Source organism: Rugamonas rivuli, from assembly GCF_009380165.1.
Taxonomy (GTDB): domain Bacteria; phylum Pseudomonadota; class Gammaproteobacteria; order Burkholderiales; family Burkholderiaceae_D; genus Rugamonas; species Rugamonas rivuli.
Genome location: NZ_WHUF01000001.1, coordinates 315546 through 333420, shown reverse-complemented (window position 1 = coordinate 333420; position 17875 = coordinate 315546). Strand labels below are relative to the sequence as shown.

Annotated in this window: 14 protein-coding genes; 8 read left to right on the top strand and 6 right to left on the bottom strand. The window is 65.0% G+C overall.

Annotation, left to right across the window (positions count from 1 at the left end):
* Complete coding sequence (locus GEV01_RS01510) at positions 1–942, bottom strand: MurR/RpiR family transcriptional regulator (RefSeq protein ID WP_152801024.1); 942 nt, start codon at positions 940–942, stop codon at positions 1–3.
* Between the two features lie 130 nt (positions 943–1072).
* Here GEV01_RS01510 and GEV01_RS01505 point away from each other — a divergent pair, with 130 nt between their 5' ends.
* From GEV01_RS01505 to GEV01_RS01490, 4 genes are all read left to right on the top strand, one after another.
* Positions 1073–1387 carry a FlxA-like family protein gene (locus tag GEV01_RS01505; protein WP_152801022.1) on the top strand — a complete coding sequence of 105 codons (315 nt, stop codon included), beginning with the start codon at positions 1073–1075 and terminating at the stop codon, positions 1385–1387.
* Between the two features lie 25 nt (positions 1388–1412).
* Positions 1413–1853, top strand: a complete 441-nt coding sequence (locus GEV01_RS01500; RefSeq protein WP_152801021.1) for a RidA family protein — start codon at positions 1413–1415, stop codon at positions 1851–1853.
* A gap of 214 nt (positions 1854–2067) precedes the next feature.
* The gene (locus tag GEV01_RS01495) at positions 2068–3015 is read left to right on the top strand and encodes an amidohydrolase family protein (protein WP_152801019.1); all 948 of its coding nucleotides are present in this window, start codon (positions 2068–2070) and stop codon (positions 3013–3015) included.
* A gap of 87 nt (positions 3016–3102) precedes the next feature.
* Complete coding sequence (locus GEV01_RS01490; RefSeq protein ID WP_152801017.1) at positions 3103–4452, top strand: amino acid permease; 1350 nt, start codon at positions 3103–3105, stop codon at positions 4450–4452.
* On the opposite strand, the gene GEV01_RS01485 is transcribed toward GEV01_RS01490, so the two are convergent.
* Complete coding sequence (locus GEV01_RS01485) at positions 4449–5720, bottom strand: aminotransferase class V-fold PLP-dependent enzyme (protein WP_152801015.1); 1272 nt, start codon at positions 5718–5720, stop codon at positions 4449–4451. The two genes, GEV01_RS01490 and GEV01_RS01485, sit on opposite strands and share 4 nt — an antisense overlap.
* Before the next feature lie 36 nt (positions 5721–5756).
* Complete coding sequence (locus GEV01_RS01480) at positions 5757–6740, bottom strand: polysaccharide deacetylase family protein (RefSeq protein WP_152801013.1); 984 nt, start codon at positions 6738–6740, stop codon at positions 5757–5759.
* A gap of 136 nt (positions 6741–6876) precedes the next feature.
* Between GEV01_RS01480 and GEV01_RS01475 the strand changes: the two genes are divergently transcribed.
* Together GEV01_RS01475 and GEV01_RS01470 are read left to right on the top strand one after the other, a co-directional pair.
* A complete protein-coding gene (locus tag GEV01_RS01475; RefSeq protein ID WP_235914132.1) occupies positions 6877–8073 on the top strand; it encodes a hypothetical protein in 1197 nt (398 codons plus the stop codon).
* Positions 8070–9380 (top strand): amino acid deaminase, encoded by a 1311-nt coding sequence (locus tag GEV01_RS01470; RefSeq protein ID WP_152801010.1) that lies wholly within the window; start codon positions 8070–8072, stop codon positions 9378–9380. Before GEV01_RS01475 ends, GEV01_RS01470 begins: the two co-directional genes overlap by 4 nt.
* On the opposite strand, the gene GEV01_RS01465 is transcribed toward GEV01_RS01470, so the two are convergent.
* From GEV01_RS01465 to GEV01_RS01455, 3 genes are all read right to left on the bottom strand, one after another.
* Complete coding sequence (locus GEV01_RS01465; protein ID WP_152801008.1) at positions 9377–12439, bottom strand: response regulator; 3063 nt, start codon at positions 12437–12439, stop codon at positions 9377–9379. The two genes, GEV01_RS01470 and GEV01_RS01465, sit on opposite strands and share 4 nt — an antisense overlap.
* 68 nt (positions 12440–12507) lie before the next feature.
* A complete protein-coding gene (locus GEV01_RS01460) occupies positions 12508–13647 on the bottom strand; it encodes a glycerate kinase (protein ID WP_152801006.1) in 1140 nt (379 codons plus the stop codon).
* A 12-nt stretch (positions 13648–13659) separates the two neighbouring features.
* Positions 13660–14982 carry an MFS transporter gene (locus tag GEV01_RS01455; protein ID WP_152801004.1) on the bottom strand — a complete coding sequence of 441 codons (1323 nt, stop codon included), beginning with the start codon at positions 14980–14982 and terminating at the stop codon, positions 13660–13662.
* Between the two features lie 199 nt (positions 14983–15181).
* Here GEV01_RS01455 and GEV01_RS01450 point away from each other — a divergent pair, with 199 nt between their 5' ends.
* Together GEV01_RS01450 and GEV01_RS01445 are read left to right on the top strand one after the other, a co-directional pair.
* The gene (locus tag GEV01_RS01450) at positions 15182–16330 is read left to right on the top strand and encodes a sugar diacid recognition domain-containing protein (RefSeq protein ID WP_152801002.1); all 1149 of its coding nucleotides are present in this window, start codon (positions 15182–15184) and stop codon (positions 16328–16330) included.
* Positions 16331–16434: 104 nt separating this feature from the next.
* Positions 16435–17829 carry an amino acid permease gene (locus GEV01_RS01445; protein WP_328595409.1) on the top strand — a complete coding sequence of 465 codons (1395 nt, stop codon included), beginning with the start codon at positions 16435–16437 and terminating at the stop codon, positions 17827–17829.
* Positions 17830–17875 lie beyond the last annotated feature (46 nt).

The following is a 17875-nucleotide window of genomic DNA, read 5'->3' as shown; positions in this document are numbered from 1 at the left end:
CTATTTCCCTTTTTTCGTCTTACGCTTCCTGGTGGCGGGGCCGTACAGATAGGAGGAAATCGCCTCCGTCAGCCGCGCCGCCTTTTCCACATTATCCTTGTTCGACACCATCAACGATACCGCCAGCGCTTCGATCACCGCCACCGCCGCCGTCGCGCTGCTGGGCAGCACGGCATGGCCGCTGTTCGCATACAGCACATGCTCGGACACTTCGACCAGCGGCGAGGCCGGTGCGTCGGTGATCGAAATCACGCAAGCGCCATGGTCGCGCGCAAACTTCGCCAACCGCACCACATCCAGAGCATAACGCGGGAAGGAAATCACCACCAGCAGATCCTTCGGGCCGACGTTGGCCAGGTGGCCGGCCGCCACCTCGGTACCGCCCTGCCCCGCAACTTCCACCACATGCGGGCAGAAAGGCTGCAAGTGCAGCGACAACAAGCCTGCCAGATAGGACGACAGCCCGAAGCCCAGCACATACACGGTGCGCGCGCAGCTCAACTTCTTTACCACCTGCTCCATCTCAGTCTGCGACTGCGCGTTGCGGGTCGCACCGATATTGGCCAGCGCGTACTCCATGCTCTGATCGCCCGGCCACACCGAACCCTGACGGTTCTCTATCGTGTGGCGCAGCTTGTCCACCGGCTGCATCTCCGAATGCAAAGTCTCGGCCACGGCGCTGCGCATTGCGCCATAGTTGGCAAAGCCGATGTCGCGCGCAAAGCGGCTGATGGTCGCGGTCGAGACCTGGCAGCCTTCGGCCATTTCGTCGATCTTCAACGCCGTCACACGCATCGGGTTGCGCAGCACGAAATTGGCTATGCTGCGGTTCGACGCCGAACCTTCGGCCAGCACGGCGGACAACGCATGGCCCAGCGAAGACTGCGCAAACGCCACATCCGCCGACGACGATCGCGCCTTGACTGATCTACTGCTAGTCATCCAGCTCTCCAAATCCGAAAGACCGTAAGCATACTTACATTTTTGGAGAATTTGGCGTCCTATTTTCATACAACTGGAAGTTACAAGAGAATTCGACTACCATACCAAAACATTAACACGGAGAGCGGTCATGGTATCCAGCGTTTCATCGGGCAGTGCGCGCAGAATGGATTTGAGCGTCAGCGCGCAAGACCAGATCAGCATGATCCTCAAGTCGATCAAAGGGCTACGCAAGAAAATCGTGCTGCTCCAAAAGCAGCTGATGGACGAGGCAGACCCGAATGTCCGCCGCCTGTTGGCCAAGCAGATCGAGGATCTGCAGCGCACCGTCGAATTGCTGGAGCGGCAGATCGCGCAGATCGAAGAAGCTGAACGGCGTCGTGCACAGATGCGCGAACAGGCGCACCTGGACATGGTGGCGGAACAGAAACGGTGGGGACAATAGCCGCATCATTCACTGGGAGACCGTCTTGACACGTGCACACCTGAAGAAGCTCGCCTGCATACTGGCCTTGTTCGCCTCCGGCGGCACCTCGGCCATCGACTACTACAACAAGGGCAACGAGCCTGGGCGGCCGTTCTCGCTGGCGGTGCGCGCCGGCGACTATGTGTTCGTATCCGGCCAGCTGGGCACCGGCCCGGCTGGTCTGGCCAAGGGCTTCGAAGCCCAGTCGCGCCAGGCCATGGACAACATCGTCACCATCCTCAAGGGCGTGAACCTCGGCATGGACGACGTGGTCAAGTGCACCATCATGATGGCCGACATGGCCAAGTGGGAGGACTTCAACAAGGTGTACGTCACTTACTTCAAGCCGCAGCGCCTGCCCGCGCGCAGCGCAATGGGCGCCAACGGCCTGGCCCTGGGTGGCGAAGTGGAAGTCGAATGCATGGCCTACGCGCCGCGCCGGTAAAGCCGGCGCCGAATGGGAATAAAATGAAAAGAACACTGGCGATCGTCGCCATGACGGCATTGGCGACAAGGCACGCATCGTCGACGTCGCCGGGCTGTACGCCCTGCCAGGCCTGATCGATTCCCACGTCCACTACGCCACCAATCCCGACCGTCCCTACGCCGAAGCGGAACTGAAGCGCAGCCTGTATGGCGGCGTCACCGGCGTGCGCGACATGGCGGGCGACGTCCGCGAACTGGCCGGCCTGTCCCGCGCCGCGCTGCTGAACCAGATCCCTTCGCCGGACATCTTCTATGCTTCGCTGGTCGCAGGCCCCAGCTTCTTCAAGGATCCGCGTACGGTGGCCGCCGCACTGGGCACCCAACCGGGGCAAGTGCCCTGGCTGTACGCCGTCGACGAACATACCAGGCTGCCGCTGGCGGTAGCACAGGCGCGCGGCACCGGCGCCACCGGCATGAAGATCTACGCCAACCTGCCCGGCACGCTGGTGCGCAAGCTGATCGCGGAATCGAACAGCCAGCACTTCCCCGTGTGGACTCACCTGCAGGTCTACCCCGCCACGCCGTACGATTCGCTGGGCGCCACCGCCGTCTCGCACGCCTGCATGATCGCCCGCTACGTGCGCGAATCGGGCAAGACGGCCTACGGCCACGACGGCGAGCCGTCCTACGCCGGCCTGACGGCGGACGATCCCGGCATCAAGCGCTACATCGCGGCGCTCGCCAAGTCCGGCACCATCATGGACGCCACGCTGAGCGTCTACAAGGCCGACGGCCCGCACTGCCACATCGAGCTGGCGGGAGATATCACGCGCGCCATGCATGCCGCCGGCGTCCGCATCATCGCCGGCACCGACACCGACAACACCAGCGACGATCCCTGGCCTGCGCTGTACGGCGAACTGGAAAAGCTGGTGAAGTACGCAGGCTTGGCGCCGCAGCAGGCGATACGCGCCGCCACCGCCAACGCCGCCGTGGCGCTGGGCAGGCAGCGCGAGTTCGGCACGCTGGAAGCGGGCAAGTACGCCAACATGGTGTTCCTCCAGCGCGACCCGTTGCAGGACATCGCCAACGTACGCAGCGTGGTGCTGACCGTGAAGCGCGGCCACCAGTACGCCCGCGACGAGTACCAATTCAAGCCACTGCCGCGGCACGTGGATTGAGCCATCTCCGGCGCATCCCGATTTTCTGTTCCACCGGCCGGCTTTTGCATTAGAATCGTCCTCTTTGCTTACCACTCAGGGGACCAGATGGCAGATGGGAAGAATGAACTCAAGCGTGGCCTGAAGAGCCGGCACATCCAGCTGATCGCGCTGGGCGGCGCCATCGGCACCGGCCTGTTCCTCGGCATCGCGCAGACCATCCAGATGGCCGGGCCGTCCGTGCTGCTCGGCTACGGCGTGGCCGGGCTGATCGCCTTCTTCATCATGCGCCAGTTGGGCGAGATGGTGGTCGACGAGCCAGTGGCCGGGTCGTTCAGCTACTTCGCCGACAAATACTGCGGCCACCTGGCCGGCTTCATGTCGGGCTGGAATTACTGGGTGCTGTATGTACTGGTCAGCATGGCCGAGCTGTCAGCGGTCGGCATCTACGTCCAGTACTGGTGGCCTGCGATTCCGACCTGGATGTCGGCGCTAGCCTTCTTCGTCATCATCAACGCCATCAGCCTTGCCAACGTCAAGGCCTTCGGCGAGATGGAATTCTGGTTCGCCATCATCAAGGTGGTCGCCATCGTCGGCATGATCGTCTTCGGCGCCTACCTGCTGATCTCCGGCGACGCCGGCCCGCAAGCCACAGTGGCCAACCTGTGGCAGCACGGCGGCTTCTTCCCGAACGGGATCGGCGGACTGGTGATGGCCATGGCCGTCATCATGTTCTCCTTCGGCGGCCTGGAACTGATCGGCATCACCGCCGCCGAGGCGGACGACCCTTCGCGCACCATCCCCAAGGCCACCAACCAGGCCATCTACCGCATCCTGATCTTCTACATCGGCGCGCTGGGCATCCTGCTGTCGCTGTACCCGTGGGAGAAAGTCGTCACCGGCGGCAGCCCCTTCGTGCTGATCTTCCACGCGTTGAACAGCAACCTGGTGGCGCACGCGCTCAACGCCGTGGTGCTGACGGCGGCGCTGTCCGTGTATAACAGCGGCGTCTACTCCAACACCCGCATGCTGTACGGCCTGGCCAAGCAAGGCAATGCGCCCAAGCTGCTGCTGACGGTGAACCAGCGCGGCGTACCGCTGGCGGCGCTGGGCGTTTCGGCGCTCGCGACCGGCATCTGCGTGGCCGTCAACTACTTCATGCCCGGCAAAGCCTTTGGCTTCCTGATGGGCCTTGTGGTGTCGGCGCTGATTATCAACTGGGGCATGATCAGCTGGATCCACCTGCGCTTCCGCGCACAGAAAAAGGCCGAGGGCCAGACTACCGCGTTCCGCAGCCTGGGCTACCCGCTGACCAATTACCTGTGCCTGGCCTTCCTGGCCGGCATCCTCGTCGTGATGTACCTGACGCCCGACCTGCAGTTGTCGGTCTACCTGATCCCGGTGTGGCTGGCCGTGCTGGGCGTCGGCTATCAAATGCGGCAGAAAAAGGCAGCCTAGGCGAGAGCGGCGATCGCCCGCGCCAGCCGGTCGAGCTGGCGCGGTGTCGTGAACAGGGCCGGCGTCACGCGCACGCAGCTGCCGCCTATCGGCCCGTTGCGCGACACGGTGAAGATGCCGTGTTCGTCCATCAGCCGCCTGGCCAGGCGCTGGTTGTCTTCCTTGCCGGTCTTGCCGGCGAAACGGAAGGATGTGCTGGCGCCGTACATGGATGGATCGTCCGGCGTCAGTATCTGCAAGCCTTTGACGCTGCGCACCCGTTCCACCCAATAGTTGCGCAGGTATTTGAGCCGCGCCGATTTGTTCGCCACGCCGATCTGCTCGTGGAAGCGGAACGCCGCAGGCACCGTCATGATGTTGGCCGTATTGACCGTGCCCGAATGCACGCGCGAGCGGATGTCGGTGGCCGCATAATCCTGGTCCGACATATGCACCGCGATGTCCGCCAGCCGCGCCTTGCGGATGTACATAAACCCCACGCCCAGCGGCGCCCCCAGCCACTTGTGCAGGTTGAAGCCGATGAAGTCGGCCTTCAAATCGGCCACCGTGAAATCCGTCTGGCCCCATGACTGTGCCGCGTCGGCGATGACGTCGATGCCGCGCTGGCGTGCCATCTCCACCAGCTCGGCCACCGGCAGCGTCAGGCCGGTGCGGTGGCTGATATGGGTGAGCAGCAGCAAACGGGTGCGCGGGTGGCGCTGCATGGCTTGCGCATAGGCGTCCAGGATAGCCTGGCGGCTGGGTGGTTCGGGGATGCGCACCACGGCCACCTCGGCGCCGCGCCGCAGCCCCAGCTCGTTCATCGCGTACTGGGTGGCGTCGTAATCGAGGTCGGCATACATGATCGTATCGCCGGCCTTGAGCGGCTTGTAGTTGACGATCAGGTTCTGCAACGATTCGGTGGCGCCGCGCGTGATGGCGATCTCCGAGATATCCGCATCGACCGCCATCGCAATCTGGGCACGTATCGCCTCGATGCCCGAGCTGTCGAACTCCTGGCGCAGGAAGCGCGAGCTGTGCGCGTTCAGGTAGTCGATATTGCGCTTGTATTCCTCCGCCACAGGACGCGCCATCATGCCGAAGTAGCCCTGCTCCAGATTGATGAAATCCGGCGCAGGGTCGTACTGGGCGGCGACCTTGGCCCAATAGCTTTCGTTCTGCGGCAGCGCCTCACTGGCAGGCGGCAAATTGGCCAGGGCCGGCGGCACGATGAGCGAACCGCCGGCAACTCCGGCTGCAACATGAAAAAAACTGCGGCGATTGAGCATGCAAACTCCTGTCGACGAATTGGAGCGCCCAATATATCAGATGGTTTCGCTCTCCCGCACCGTCAAAGGGCTGCCCAGAGCGTAGCGGGCGATATCGTCCTTGCGCATGAAAGCCACGCCGGCCTTGCTGCGGGCATAAGTCAGGAACTCATCCCACACCCGCACCATCTGCGGCGTGCCGCTGATGCGGTCGTGCGCGCTGATCGACATCATGCGGCGGCGTGTTCCGGCTTCTTCGTACAGCTGGTCGAATTCGCCCTTGATCTGCGCCAGGAAATCCTGCGGCGAATAATTGCGCCCCTCGATCAGAAGGATATCGTTGTTACGCAGCGTGTACGGCACCACGACAAAATCGCGGCCATTCACCTGTTCGATAAACGGCTCGTCGCGGCTGACGTCGTCGATATGGTAGAGGAAGCCCAGCTCCTGCAACAGCGACAAGGTATTCGGACCGCGGCGCAGCCAGTTGCAGTTGTAGCCGACGGTCTGCTCGCCCGTCGCCTGCTGCACCATCTCGCGGCCGGCGACGAGGAATGCACGCTCGTCCTTGCGGTTCATCGCGTACTGCGAACTCCAGCGCGGCCCGTGGCCGGACGCTTCATGCCCGCGCTTGACGATTTCCCTCGCCAGCTCCGGATGCCGGCGCGCGGCCTCGCCTATCATGTGCGACGTCACCTTCACGCCGTGCTTGTCCCACAGGTCCAGCATGCGCGGCAAGCCCTCGCGGTAGCCGTAGGCAAACCAGGTATTGGCCGCTGCATCCGACGGCACGCCGGCCGGGAAGTCCACTTTGGGGAAAGGGCTGTCGGCCCCCTTGACCGGCTGGCCGCCCGCTTCGAACTGCATGGAGATCGAGATCACGAGCCGCGCACCGTTCGGCCAGAAGGCCCCAGGCGCAGCGCCACCCGTAGCGGGAGCCGGAGTACCGTGCGCCATGCCGGCGGCCAGCAAGGCCGCGCCACCGGCAGCCTGCGTCAAGAACTGGCGGCGCTGCGGCGCCAGCGTAGAGCTGTTTTTCATAATTCATTCCCTGATGATGAAGTGGTCCATTCTCCCGCCCGGAACGCCAATTGAGAATTGGCCCAGCCCTTGAAAGACCTTCAACGCAGGATTGAAGATGCGCCGCGATCCCCGGCCTTGGGCTAGAATGACGCGCATGAATTCTCCAAACAACACCTCGCTGTATTGTTATCCGTGGGACGTCACGGATGTGGACCGCTTTGTAGACCAGGCCCGCAGCCTGGGCATGAACGGCGCGACGCTCGCCGTCAGCTACCATGCCGGAAAATTCCTGCGCCCACATGCGTCCAGCGGACCACGTGTCGTCTTCCCCGAAGACGGCGTGGTCTACTTCGAGCCGGACATGGCGCGCTACGGCGACATCAAGCCGCAAGCCCACTCCGACCCGGCGCTGCGCGAAGTGCTACCCAAGCTCGTCGCCAATGGCGGAGTCGCGGTGCACGCGTGGACTGTGCTGCTGCATAACAGCCGCCTCGGCGCCGCACACCCGCAATACACCGCCCGCAACGCCTACGGCGACGGCTACCTGTACAGCCTTTGTCCCATGCAGCAGCCGGTGTTCGACTACGCCGTCGCACTCAGCGCCGACGTGGCCGCGCGCGGCGTCGCCAGCGTGGTGGTCGAGACGCCGGGCTGGCTGCCCTACGCCCACGGCTACCATCACGAATTCGCGCAAGTGCGCAGCAACCTTTGGCTGGACTCCATGCTGGGCCTGTGCTTCTGCGATGCCTGCATGGCCGCAGGCCAGGCCGCGGACATCGACATGGACGGCCTGCGCCAGCGCGTCCGCCGCAACATCGACAGCTATCTCGATGCGCCGGTTGACGCCACGCCAGCGCAGGCAGCCGCCTGGCTGAGCGCCGACCTGCTGGAAGACCGCGCCCTGGCCGCCTTGAACCGACTGCGGCAGGACCGCGTCACGCAACTGGTCGCCGCCATCCGCGCCGCCATGCCGCCGCAGGTGCAGCTGTCCGTGGTGGCGACGGTGCAGCGCCCTACCGCCCAAAGCTGGCTGGAAGGCACCGACCTGCACGCGCTGTCCAAGGTCGCGGACTGGCTGGAGATTCCGTTCTACGAAGCCGATGCCGCCGCCGTCCGCAGCGACGCCTGGGACAGCATCCGCCGCATCGGCACACCGGACTGCATCCGCGCCATCCTGCGTCCCGGCCCGCCCGATCTCGACGACGGCGCACAGCTGCCGCAGGCGCTGCAAGGCCTGTGGGACCTGGGTATCCGTCATCTCGGCTTCTACAACTACGGCATGCTGCGCCGCGACCGCCTCCAGGCACTGGGCGCAGCACTCCACTCTTTCGACCGCAGGAGCACCACTTGACACGCACCGCCCCTATGATGGAACTGGAAAACCAACTACTGCAACCCGGCGTCAAAGGCTTGCCGATCACCGCGCCGCTGCGCCAGGGCGACATCGGCGCACGTCGATGGAACGTGCTGAACGCCGACACCAGCTTCCCGGTCGCACTGCTGAAGTCCTCGGCGCTGGAACACAATCTGCAATGGATGCGCGGCTTCTGCGATCGCTACGGCGTACAACTCGCCCCGCACGGCAAGACCACTATGAGCCCGCAGCTGTTCGACGCCCAACTGTCCAACGGCGCCTGGGGCATGACGCTGGCGACGGTGTCGCAGACGCAGATCGCCCACCGCCACGGCGTGCGGCGCGTGCTGCTGGCGAACCAGCTGGTGGCGCCCGCCGACATCGGCGCCGTACTGACGCTGATGCGCGACGATCCATCGTTTGAATTTTTCGCACTGGCCGATTCCAGCGCCGGCGTTGCGCGGCTGTCGCAATTGGCGCAGCAGGCAGGCATCGAGCGGCCCTTGCCGCTGCTGGTGGAACTGGGCCTGGCCGGCAAGCGCGCCGGCTGCCGCAGCATGGAGGAAGCACTGGCGCTGGCGCGTGAGATCGCCGCCGCGCCGGGCCTGGAACTGGCCGGCATCGAGGGCTACGAAGGCCTGCTGGTCAGCCCCGACCGCGACAAGGACCACGAGCAAGTACGCCATTTCGTGGCCCAGCTGTCGGACCTGCTGCGCCAGGCCGATGCCGAGCGTCTGTTCAAGCGAAGCGAAATCCTGCTGACCGCAGGCGGATCGGCGTATTTCGATTTCGTCGCCAGCGGCTTCGCGCAAGTCCAGGATTTGTCGCGCCCCGTGCTGCCGGTACTGCGCAGCGGCTGCTACCTGACCAATGACCACGGCTTCTATCACGACCTGATCGAACAACTGAACACACGCGAGGGCTACGCGCCCGGCCAAGGCCTGCGGCCGGCGCTGGAGGTGTGGAGCATGGTGCTGTCGCGGCCCGAGCCAACGTTGGCTATCCTGGGCATGGGCAAGCGCGACGCCTCCTACGACATGGAGCTGCCGCGCGCCCTGGTTTCGCACCGCCCCGGCGCCGGCCTGCCGTCCGCGCTGCCCGAGGGCTGCCGCATCGAGAAGATGAACGACCAGCACGCGTACCTGCGCCTGCCCGAAGGCCATGCCATCGTTGGAGAGTTAGCGGTGGGCGACCTGATAGGCTGCGGCATCTCGCACCCCTGCACCACCTTCGACAAGTGGCCACTGCTGCTGGCCGTGGACGATGACTACACCGTGCAACGCGCCATCAACACTTTCTTCTAGGCCGCCACCCAGCGCAGATGCTTGGCGATGGTGGCGAACATCTGATCGACGTCGACCGGCTTGCCGATGAAATCATCCATGCCGGCGGCGATGCATTGTTCGCGTTCCGATTCCATCACGCCGGCCGTCATGGCGATCACCGGCAGCGTCATGCGCAGCTCACCGCGTATCGCGCGGGTCGCCGTGAAGCCGTCCATCACCGGCATCTGCACATCCATCAGCACCAGGTCGCATTGCAGGCCGTCGCGCAGCAGCTTGAGCGCTTCCTCGCCGTTTTCACCCACGGCCACCACGGCGCCCGCCTGCTCCAGTATGCCCTTGGCCACCTGCTGGTTGATCGGGTTGTCCTCCACCAGCAGCACGCGCACGCCGGACAGCACCTTCGGCCCCGGCGCGGCAGGACCGGCGGCGGCCTCGCCATGGCGGTGCGCCAATGCAGTCTGCACCGCGTCGTACAGGCTGGACGCCGTCACCGGCTTGGTCAGGAACACCGGCGCGGTGACGGCCTCCATGTCCTGAACCAGCTTGCTGCGGCCGTAGGCGTTGACCATGCAGATCACCGGCGTGCCGGATTCCTGCTGCACCGCACGCATGATGGCCGGGCCGTCCATGTCCGGCATCTGCCAGTCGACCAGCGCGGCGTCGTAGGCGCGGCCGGAGCGCAGCAGCGCCAGCGCCTCCGTCCCGGTGGCGACGATGTCGCAGGTCCAACCCCAGGCCTGGATGGTCTTGCCGAGGTAGGAACGGCTGGTCGGATTGTCGTCCACCACCAGCAAATGGCGGCGGTGGGCCGGCTTCAACGCCTCGGCGCCTTCGCCCTGCTTCATCGGCAGCGTGAAGGAGAAGGCGCTGCCCAGCCCCACGGTGCTGCTCACTTCTATCGCGCCGCCCAGCAGCTCGATCAAGCCCTTGGAGATGGTCAGGCCCAGGCCCGTGCCGCCGAAGCGCCGCGTGGTGGACAGGTCGCCCTGCGTGAACGGCGAGAACAAACGCGCCAGCTGTTCTTCGCTCATGCCGATGCCGGTGTCGCGCACGGTGAAGCGCAACAGCACCGCGCCGTCGCCGGCCGCGCGCTCCACCAGCACCGAGACCTCGCCCTGTTCGGTGAACTTGATGGCGTTGCCAGTCAGGTTGACCAGGATCTGCTGCAGCCGCAGCGCATCGCCGACCAGCACGCGCGGCACGTCCAGCTCCACGCCCAGGCACAGCTCCAGGTTCTTCTCGCCGACGCTGATGCTCATAATGCTGGCCAGCGAATGCAGCACGTCGTCCAACTGGAAGCGCACCGGATGCATTTCGATCTTCCCGGCGTTCATCTTGGAGAAATCGAGGATGTCGTTGAGGATGCCGAGCAGCGATTGCCCGGACGCCCGTATCATCTCCAGGTAGCGGCCCTGCTCAGGCGACAGGCCGGTGGTGTTGAGCAGGTGGGCCATGCCCAGCACCGCGTTCATCGGTGTGCGCAGTTCGTGGCTCATATTGGCCACGAAGACATCCTTGGCGGCGCTGGCGATCTGCGCCTGCTCCATGGCCTGCCGCAGCTCCCGCTCTCCCCGTTTGCGCTCCGTGACATCGCGCACAATGCCGACGAACAGATGATGGCCTTCGACGAACAGCGCCCGTATCGACAGCTCCAGCACGAAGGTGGTGCCGTCCTTGCGCAGTCCTTGCAACTCCACGTTGTTCTTGCCGACGACCGTGGGAGCGCCGCCCGCCAGGTAGCGCGCCATGCCGGCGTGGTGGGCGCCGCGCATGGACTCCGGCATCAGACGCATGATGTTGGCGCCTATGGCCTCCTGCGGCGTGTAGCCGAAGATGCTGCAGGCGGCGCGGTTGAAGGATTCGATCACGCCGTCCGCGTTGATGGTGATGATGCCGTCGCCGACGTTATCCATCACGGTGCGGGTGCGCAGCTCCTTATCGCTGGCCTCGCGCTGCGCCGATTGCAGCTGCAAGGTGCGTTCCTCGATCGCGCTTTCCAGGCGGTGGCGGTAGCGCTGCAGTTCCGACTCCACCGCCTGCAAGGTGTGGATGGCGTCGTCGGCCTCGCGGAACACTGGCCGCACGCGGTCCAGCCGCAGGTCGGTGTCCTTGCCCAGCGCGCTGGCGGCATAGGATAGCGCCCGGACCGAATGGCCCATGCGGCGGGCGAAGTACCAGGCCAACACCACGCCGAGGACCAGCAGACCGGCCACGATCAGCGTGATCCAGCGTATCGACGCCACCATCTCGGCCAGCACGGTGCTGCGCGGTACACCGATCACCACCGCCCAACCGGATATGCGGGAATGGCTGTACATCGAATACACCGGCATGCCTTCCAGTGTGTTCGTTTCGATGGCCGCCTCGCCGCTACCGCCCATCTTGGCCAGCAACGACGGCGAGCCGCGTTTGCCGACATATTTTTCCGGCTCGCGCGTGCGCGCCACGATCACGCCTTGCGAATCGAAGATGCCGGCCACGCGGTCGGTCGGCAGGCGCTGCTCGCGCAGCACCATGCCCAGGCGTTCCGGCACGAAGGCGACGGACAGGCAGTAGATCACCTTGCCGTTCCTGAGCACCGGCACATGCACGGCCACCAGCGGCCGCTTCAGGGCGCCGCCGATGAAAACGTCGGAGATCACGGTGCGGCCGGTGTCGAACACTTTCCGGATCCGTTCCAGGCTGCCGGGGTCGGGCATGGGCGTGCCGAAAGGACGCACGGTATTGAGCAGCTGCACCGAGTCGCGGTCGCTGAGCACGAAATTAAATCCGGGGAACTCGGGCCGCAGCGCCTTGCTCGCCAGCGCATGGAAGGCGGCGAGGTCGTTGTTGTCGAGGCTGGGCGAATTGGCCAGCGCCAGCGCCATCGTGATGCCGGTGTTGAGGTCGCGGTCCACCGCCTGGATCAGTGCGCGGGCGGTGATCAGCGATTCGAGCTGGATCTGGCCGCGTTCGCGTTCGTAGAAATTATTCGCCAGCAGCGCAAAACCGACGATGGCAGGCAGCGCGCAGGCCCACACTAGCGTGTAAATTTGCGCTCGTATCGAAGGTAGCGGGCGGTGTGCGGCAGACTTCATTCATTCTCGGTGTCATTTACTTACACGAGAACAACTCTAGCACAGATGCGCCGCGACCAGCGCCGATACTACAGGCGCGCGCCCAGGCTGAGCACGGCCGCCACATTGCGCGCGGCACTGCGCACATTCTGCGCCGCCTCGGCCAGCGCCTGCTCGACCGTGCAGGGCCGGCTGACCGCGCTGAACACGGCGGCTATCCCATGTCCATGCACGACGGCCGCGCCCGGCGCCAGGCAGCCGGCGATGGCGACCACCGGCTTGCCGTGCCGCTGCGCCACGCGGGCCACGCCGATTGGCGTCTTGCCATGGATGGTCTGGCTGTCGATGCGGCCTTCGCCGGTGATGACCAGGTCGGCGTCGGCCACGGCCGCGTCGAGGCCGACCGCCGCCGTCACGATCTCGCTTCCGGGACGCAAGCTGCCGCCCAGGAACACCAGCATGGCCGCGCCGATGCCGCCGCCCGCGCCGGCGCCGGGCACGTCGGCCACCTGTTGGCCCAGCTCGCGTTCGATGACGTCGGCGTAGTGGCGCAGATTGGCGTCCAGCTGCTCGACCATCGCCGGCGTGGCGCCCTTCTGCGGGCCGAAGATGTGCGAGGCGCCCTGCGGCCCCACCAGCGGATTGCTGACATCGCAGGCGATGTCGAACACGCAGTCCTTGATGCGCCCGTCCAGGCCGGACAGGTCGATGTGCTGCAAACGGTCCAGCGCGCCGCCGCCTGGCGGCAATTCACCACCGCCGGCATCGAGCAAGCGTCCGCCCAGCGCCTGCACCATGCCGGCGCCGCCGTCGTTGGTGGCGCTGCCGCCCACGCCCAGCACGAAGCGGCGGGCGCCGGCGTCGAGCGCGTTGCGGATCAGCTGGCCAGTGCCGTAGCTGCTGGTGCGCAGCGGGTCGCGCAGGGCCGTGGGCACCAGCTCCAGGCCGCTGGCGGCGGCCATCTCGATCACCGCCGTCGCGCCGTCGCCCATCAGGCCGTAGAACGCGTCCACCGGCTCGCCCAGCGGGCCGGACACCGACAAGTTCACGCGGCGGCCGCCGCTGGCGTCTATCATCGCCTGGACCGTGCCTTCGCCGCCGTCGGCCACTGGCAGCTTGACGTACTCGGCATCGGGATAGAACTCGCGGAAGCCGGCCTCGATTTCGTTGGCGACCGCCATGGCGGTCAGGCTTTCCTTAAACGAATCGGGCGCTATGACTATTTTCATCGAAGAACTCTATCAACGGTTGACCAGCTTGGCGGGTACGCGCAGTACCAGTATCGCACCAAGCAGCAGCACGCTGGACAAAATATACAGCGCCGTGTCGGTGCTCTGGGTCGCGTCCTTGATCCAGCCGACCAGGAAGGGACTGACGAAACCGGCGATCTGGCCCAGCGAGTTAATCAGCGCCAGCCCGGCGGCGGCCGCCGCGCTGCCCAGGAAGGCCGACGGCAAGGACCAGAACATCGCCAGCGCCGCCAGCGCGCCCATGGTCGCCATGCTCAGGCCGACCATCACGACCACCACATTGCTGGAGAAATTGGCGGCCATCATCAGGCCGGTAAAGCCCATCAGCATCGGCAGGCTGACGTGCCAGCGGCGTTCGCGGCGGCGGTCGGCCGAGCGGCCGGCCCAGACCATGAAGATGGCGGCGCACAGATAAGGGATGGTGCTCAGCCAGCCCACCGCCACCGAGCTCTGGAAGCCCAGCGACTTGATGATGGAAGGCAGCCAGAAGTTGATCGCATACACGCCCATCTGGATGCAGAAGTACAGCACGCCCAGCATCCACACGTTGCCGTTGCGTACCACGTCCGCGAAGGATTGGCCGACAGTGCTGTTAGCCTGGCGCTGCTTTTCATCGCTGGCCAGCGCGGCCTGCATCGCGGCTTTTTCCTCGGTGCTCAGCCACTTGGCCTGCGAGATACCGTCGTTCAGGTAGAAGTAGACGCCCACGCCCAGCAGCACGGTCGGCAAGCCCTGCAGCAGGAACAGCCACTGCCAGCCCGCCATGCCGGCCTGCCCGGCCGAGAAATGCTGCAACATCCAGCCCGACAGCGGGCCGCCGACCAGGCCGGAAATCGGTATCGCAGACATGAACAGAGCCATCACCTGCCCGCGCTTCTGTGCCGGGAACCAGTGGGTGAAGTACAGCACCATGCCAGGGAAGAAGCCGGCCTCGGCCACGCCGGTGAAGAAGCGCAGCACGTAGAACGACACCGGGTTGTGCACGAACAGCATGCAGGCCGACAGGCTGCCCCAGGCCACCATCATCACGGCGATCCAGCGCCGGGCGCCGATCTTGTGGAGGATCAGGTTGCTCGGCACGCCGCTGAGTACATAGCCAATGAAGAAGATGCCGGCGCCCAGGCCGTAGACAGTATTGCTCAACTGGAGAGCGTCCAGCATCTCCAGCTTGGCGAAGCCGACGTTGACGCGGTCCAGGTAGTTGAAGAAGTAGCAGACGAAGATAAACGGTATCAGGTGCCAGCTGGCCTTCCTGTAGGCGCCGTCCAGAACGGACGCCGCCGGCCACGGTGTGGCGGTAGTGGTGGTGTTCATGCTTGTCTCCTTGGTTTTTTTAGGGGCTTGTGCAGATGATTATCTGGAATCGACGCCGAAAAAACATCGGCCAAATGCACCATAAATGCGGCGTCGCCGGGCCGCTTATTGGGCATATGCACAATAGAACCCATGAAAACAGCAATATCTTTTTGATTTCTTTGTTCTTTGGCACAATGGCGGGCAAGGAGAACCTTCCATGTACATACTCAGCACCGAACTGGCCCAGGACATCGTCAGCCGGACGATGAAGATCATTCCCTACAACGTCAACGTGATGGACGCCAACGGCACCATCCTGGCCAGCGGCAATCCGGCGCGCATCGGCGAGCTGCATGCGGGCGCGATGCTGGCCTTGGCCAAGCGGCTGACCGTGGAGGTGGACGCCGCCGGCGCGCGCAATATGCACGGCGCCCAGCCCGGCATCAACCTGCCGCTGACGGTCAACGGCCAGGTCTGCGGCGCGGTGGGCCTGAGCGGCGTGCCGGACCAGGTACGCCAGTTCGGCGAGCTGGTGCGGCTGACGGCGGAAATGATCCTGGAACAGGCCCACCTGGCCGGCGAACTCCAGCGCGACTCGCGCTACCGCGAAGCCTTCGTGCTCAACCTGATCCGCTACGAACCGGCGCGCGAGGCCGACCTGGCCGCCTGGGCCCGCCGGCTCGGCGTCAATTTCGAGCGCAGTCACCTGGTATTCCTGCTGGAGCTGGACGACAAGGCCGCCGGCACCGACCAGGCGCTCAGCGAGCTCCAGCGCCTGCAACTGCGCATGCTGGCGCGGCAGCCATCGGTGTTGACGGCCTCGGCCGCCGCCGACCAGATGGTGCTGCTGGATTTCCACGAGGCCCCGGGCCCGCACGACGCGCACTGGCCGCAGCGCCGCCTGCAAGCCTTGGCCGCCATGCTGCGCGAGGAATGCCAACAGCCGCACACGCTGACCATGGGCATCGCCCAGTCCGGCATGGCCGGGGTGGCGATTTCCTGGCAGAGCGCGCAGACGGCGGCCCGCATCGGCCGCGCCCGTCATCCGCGCCGTTCGCGCTTCAGCTATTACGAGCAAGCCTTGCCGGTGCTGCTGTCCGGGCTGGGTTCCGGCTGGGAGGCGGAAGAGTTGCGCCGCCCCATGGCCCAGCTCAAAGCCGTGGACAAAAGCAAGGATTTGTTGCGGCGCACGCTGGAAGTGTGGTTTGAACACGACGGTCATCCCGCCGCGACCGCCGCCGCCCTGCACATCCACCGCAACACGCTCGATTACAGGCTGCGCCGCATCGGCGAAGCGACCGGGCTGGACCTGGGCAAGCTGGAAGACCGATTCTTGATCTACGTATCATCGTTATTAACAACTTAACTTCTCGGCATCACCTCGAAGTTACTGTATTATTTGCCGTCGCCCGGCCGCCCACAAGGCACCAATCCGGGGACGGAGACCACCAAAATAAAACTGGAGCCATTTTGAGCCTATTTCGCACTAAGAACCTGGACGATATGATCGCCAACAGCCGCAAACCTGGCGGCCTGGCGAAAGTACTCGGACCCTTCGACCTCATACTCATGGGTATCGGCGCCATCGTCGGCACCGGTATTTTCGTACTGACCGGCACCGGCGCCGTCACGGCCGGCCCGGCGCTGACGCTGTCCTTCGTGGTGGCCGCCATCGCCTGCGGTTTCGCCGCACTCTGCTACGCCGAATTCGCCTCCACCGTGCCGGTGGCCGGCTCCATCTACACCTACACCTACGCCACGCTGGGCGAACTGGCGGCCTGGATGATAGGCTGGGACTTGCTGCTCGAATACGGCCTGGCCACCTCGGCCGTGTCGGTCGGCTGGTCCGGCTACTTCCAGTCGCTGATCTCCGGCTTCGGCATCAACCTGCCGGTCGAGTTGACGGCCGCGCCCGGCGCCATACCCGGCGTGCACACGCTGATCAACCTGCCTGCGCTGTGCATCATGCTGGTGCTGACCGCGATGCTGAGCTGGGGCGTGCGCGAATCGGCCCGCCTGAACAACATCATGGTGGCGATCAAGGTCGGCGTGGTGCTGCTGTTCATCTTCGTCGGCGCGCGCCATGTCGAGCCTGCGAACTGGAAACCGTTTATGCCGTTTGGCTATAACGGCATGCTGAGCGCCGCCGCGCTGGTGTTCTTCGCCTTCATCGGTTTCGATGCGGTGACGTCGGCCGCCGAGGAAGTCAAGCGTCCCGAGCGCGACCTGCCGATCGGCATCATCGGCTCGCTGGCCGCCTGCACCGTGCTGTACGTGGTGGTCTCGGCCATCATGACCGGTATCGTGCCTTACCAGCAGTACCTGGGCATCGACCATCCGGTGTCGCTGGCATTGAAGCACGCCGGTGAAAACTGGTTCGCCGGCTTCGTCGACCTGGGCGCGATCCTGGGCATGACCACCGTGATCCTGGTGATGGCTTACGGCCAGACCCGCATCATCTTCGCCATGTCGCGCGACGGCCTGCTGCCTAAGGCGCTGTCGACCGTGCACCCGCGCTTCCACACGCCGTTCCTGGCCACGTGGATGGTCGGCATCGTGTTCGGCCTGATCGCCGCCGTGGTGCCGCTGAACGTGCTGACCGAGCTGATCAACATCGGCACGCTGGCCGCCTTCAGCCTGGTATCGATCGCCGTGGTCATCATGCGCAAGAAGCGTCCTGATTTGAAGCGCGCCTTCCGCTGCCCTGGCGTGCCGGTGATTCCGGCGCTGGCCGTGATCTTCTGCGTCATGCTGATGACCTACCTGAGCTGGTTCACCTGGGTGGCGTTTGCCGTCTGGCTGGTGCTGGGCCTGGGCATCTACTTCGGTTACGCCCGCAGCCGCTCGGTGCTGAACAAGGCTTAACGCCAGTCCTCGTCCCCCAGCCACCGCTGCCGGGGGACGATACTCA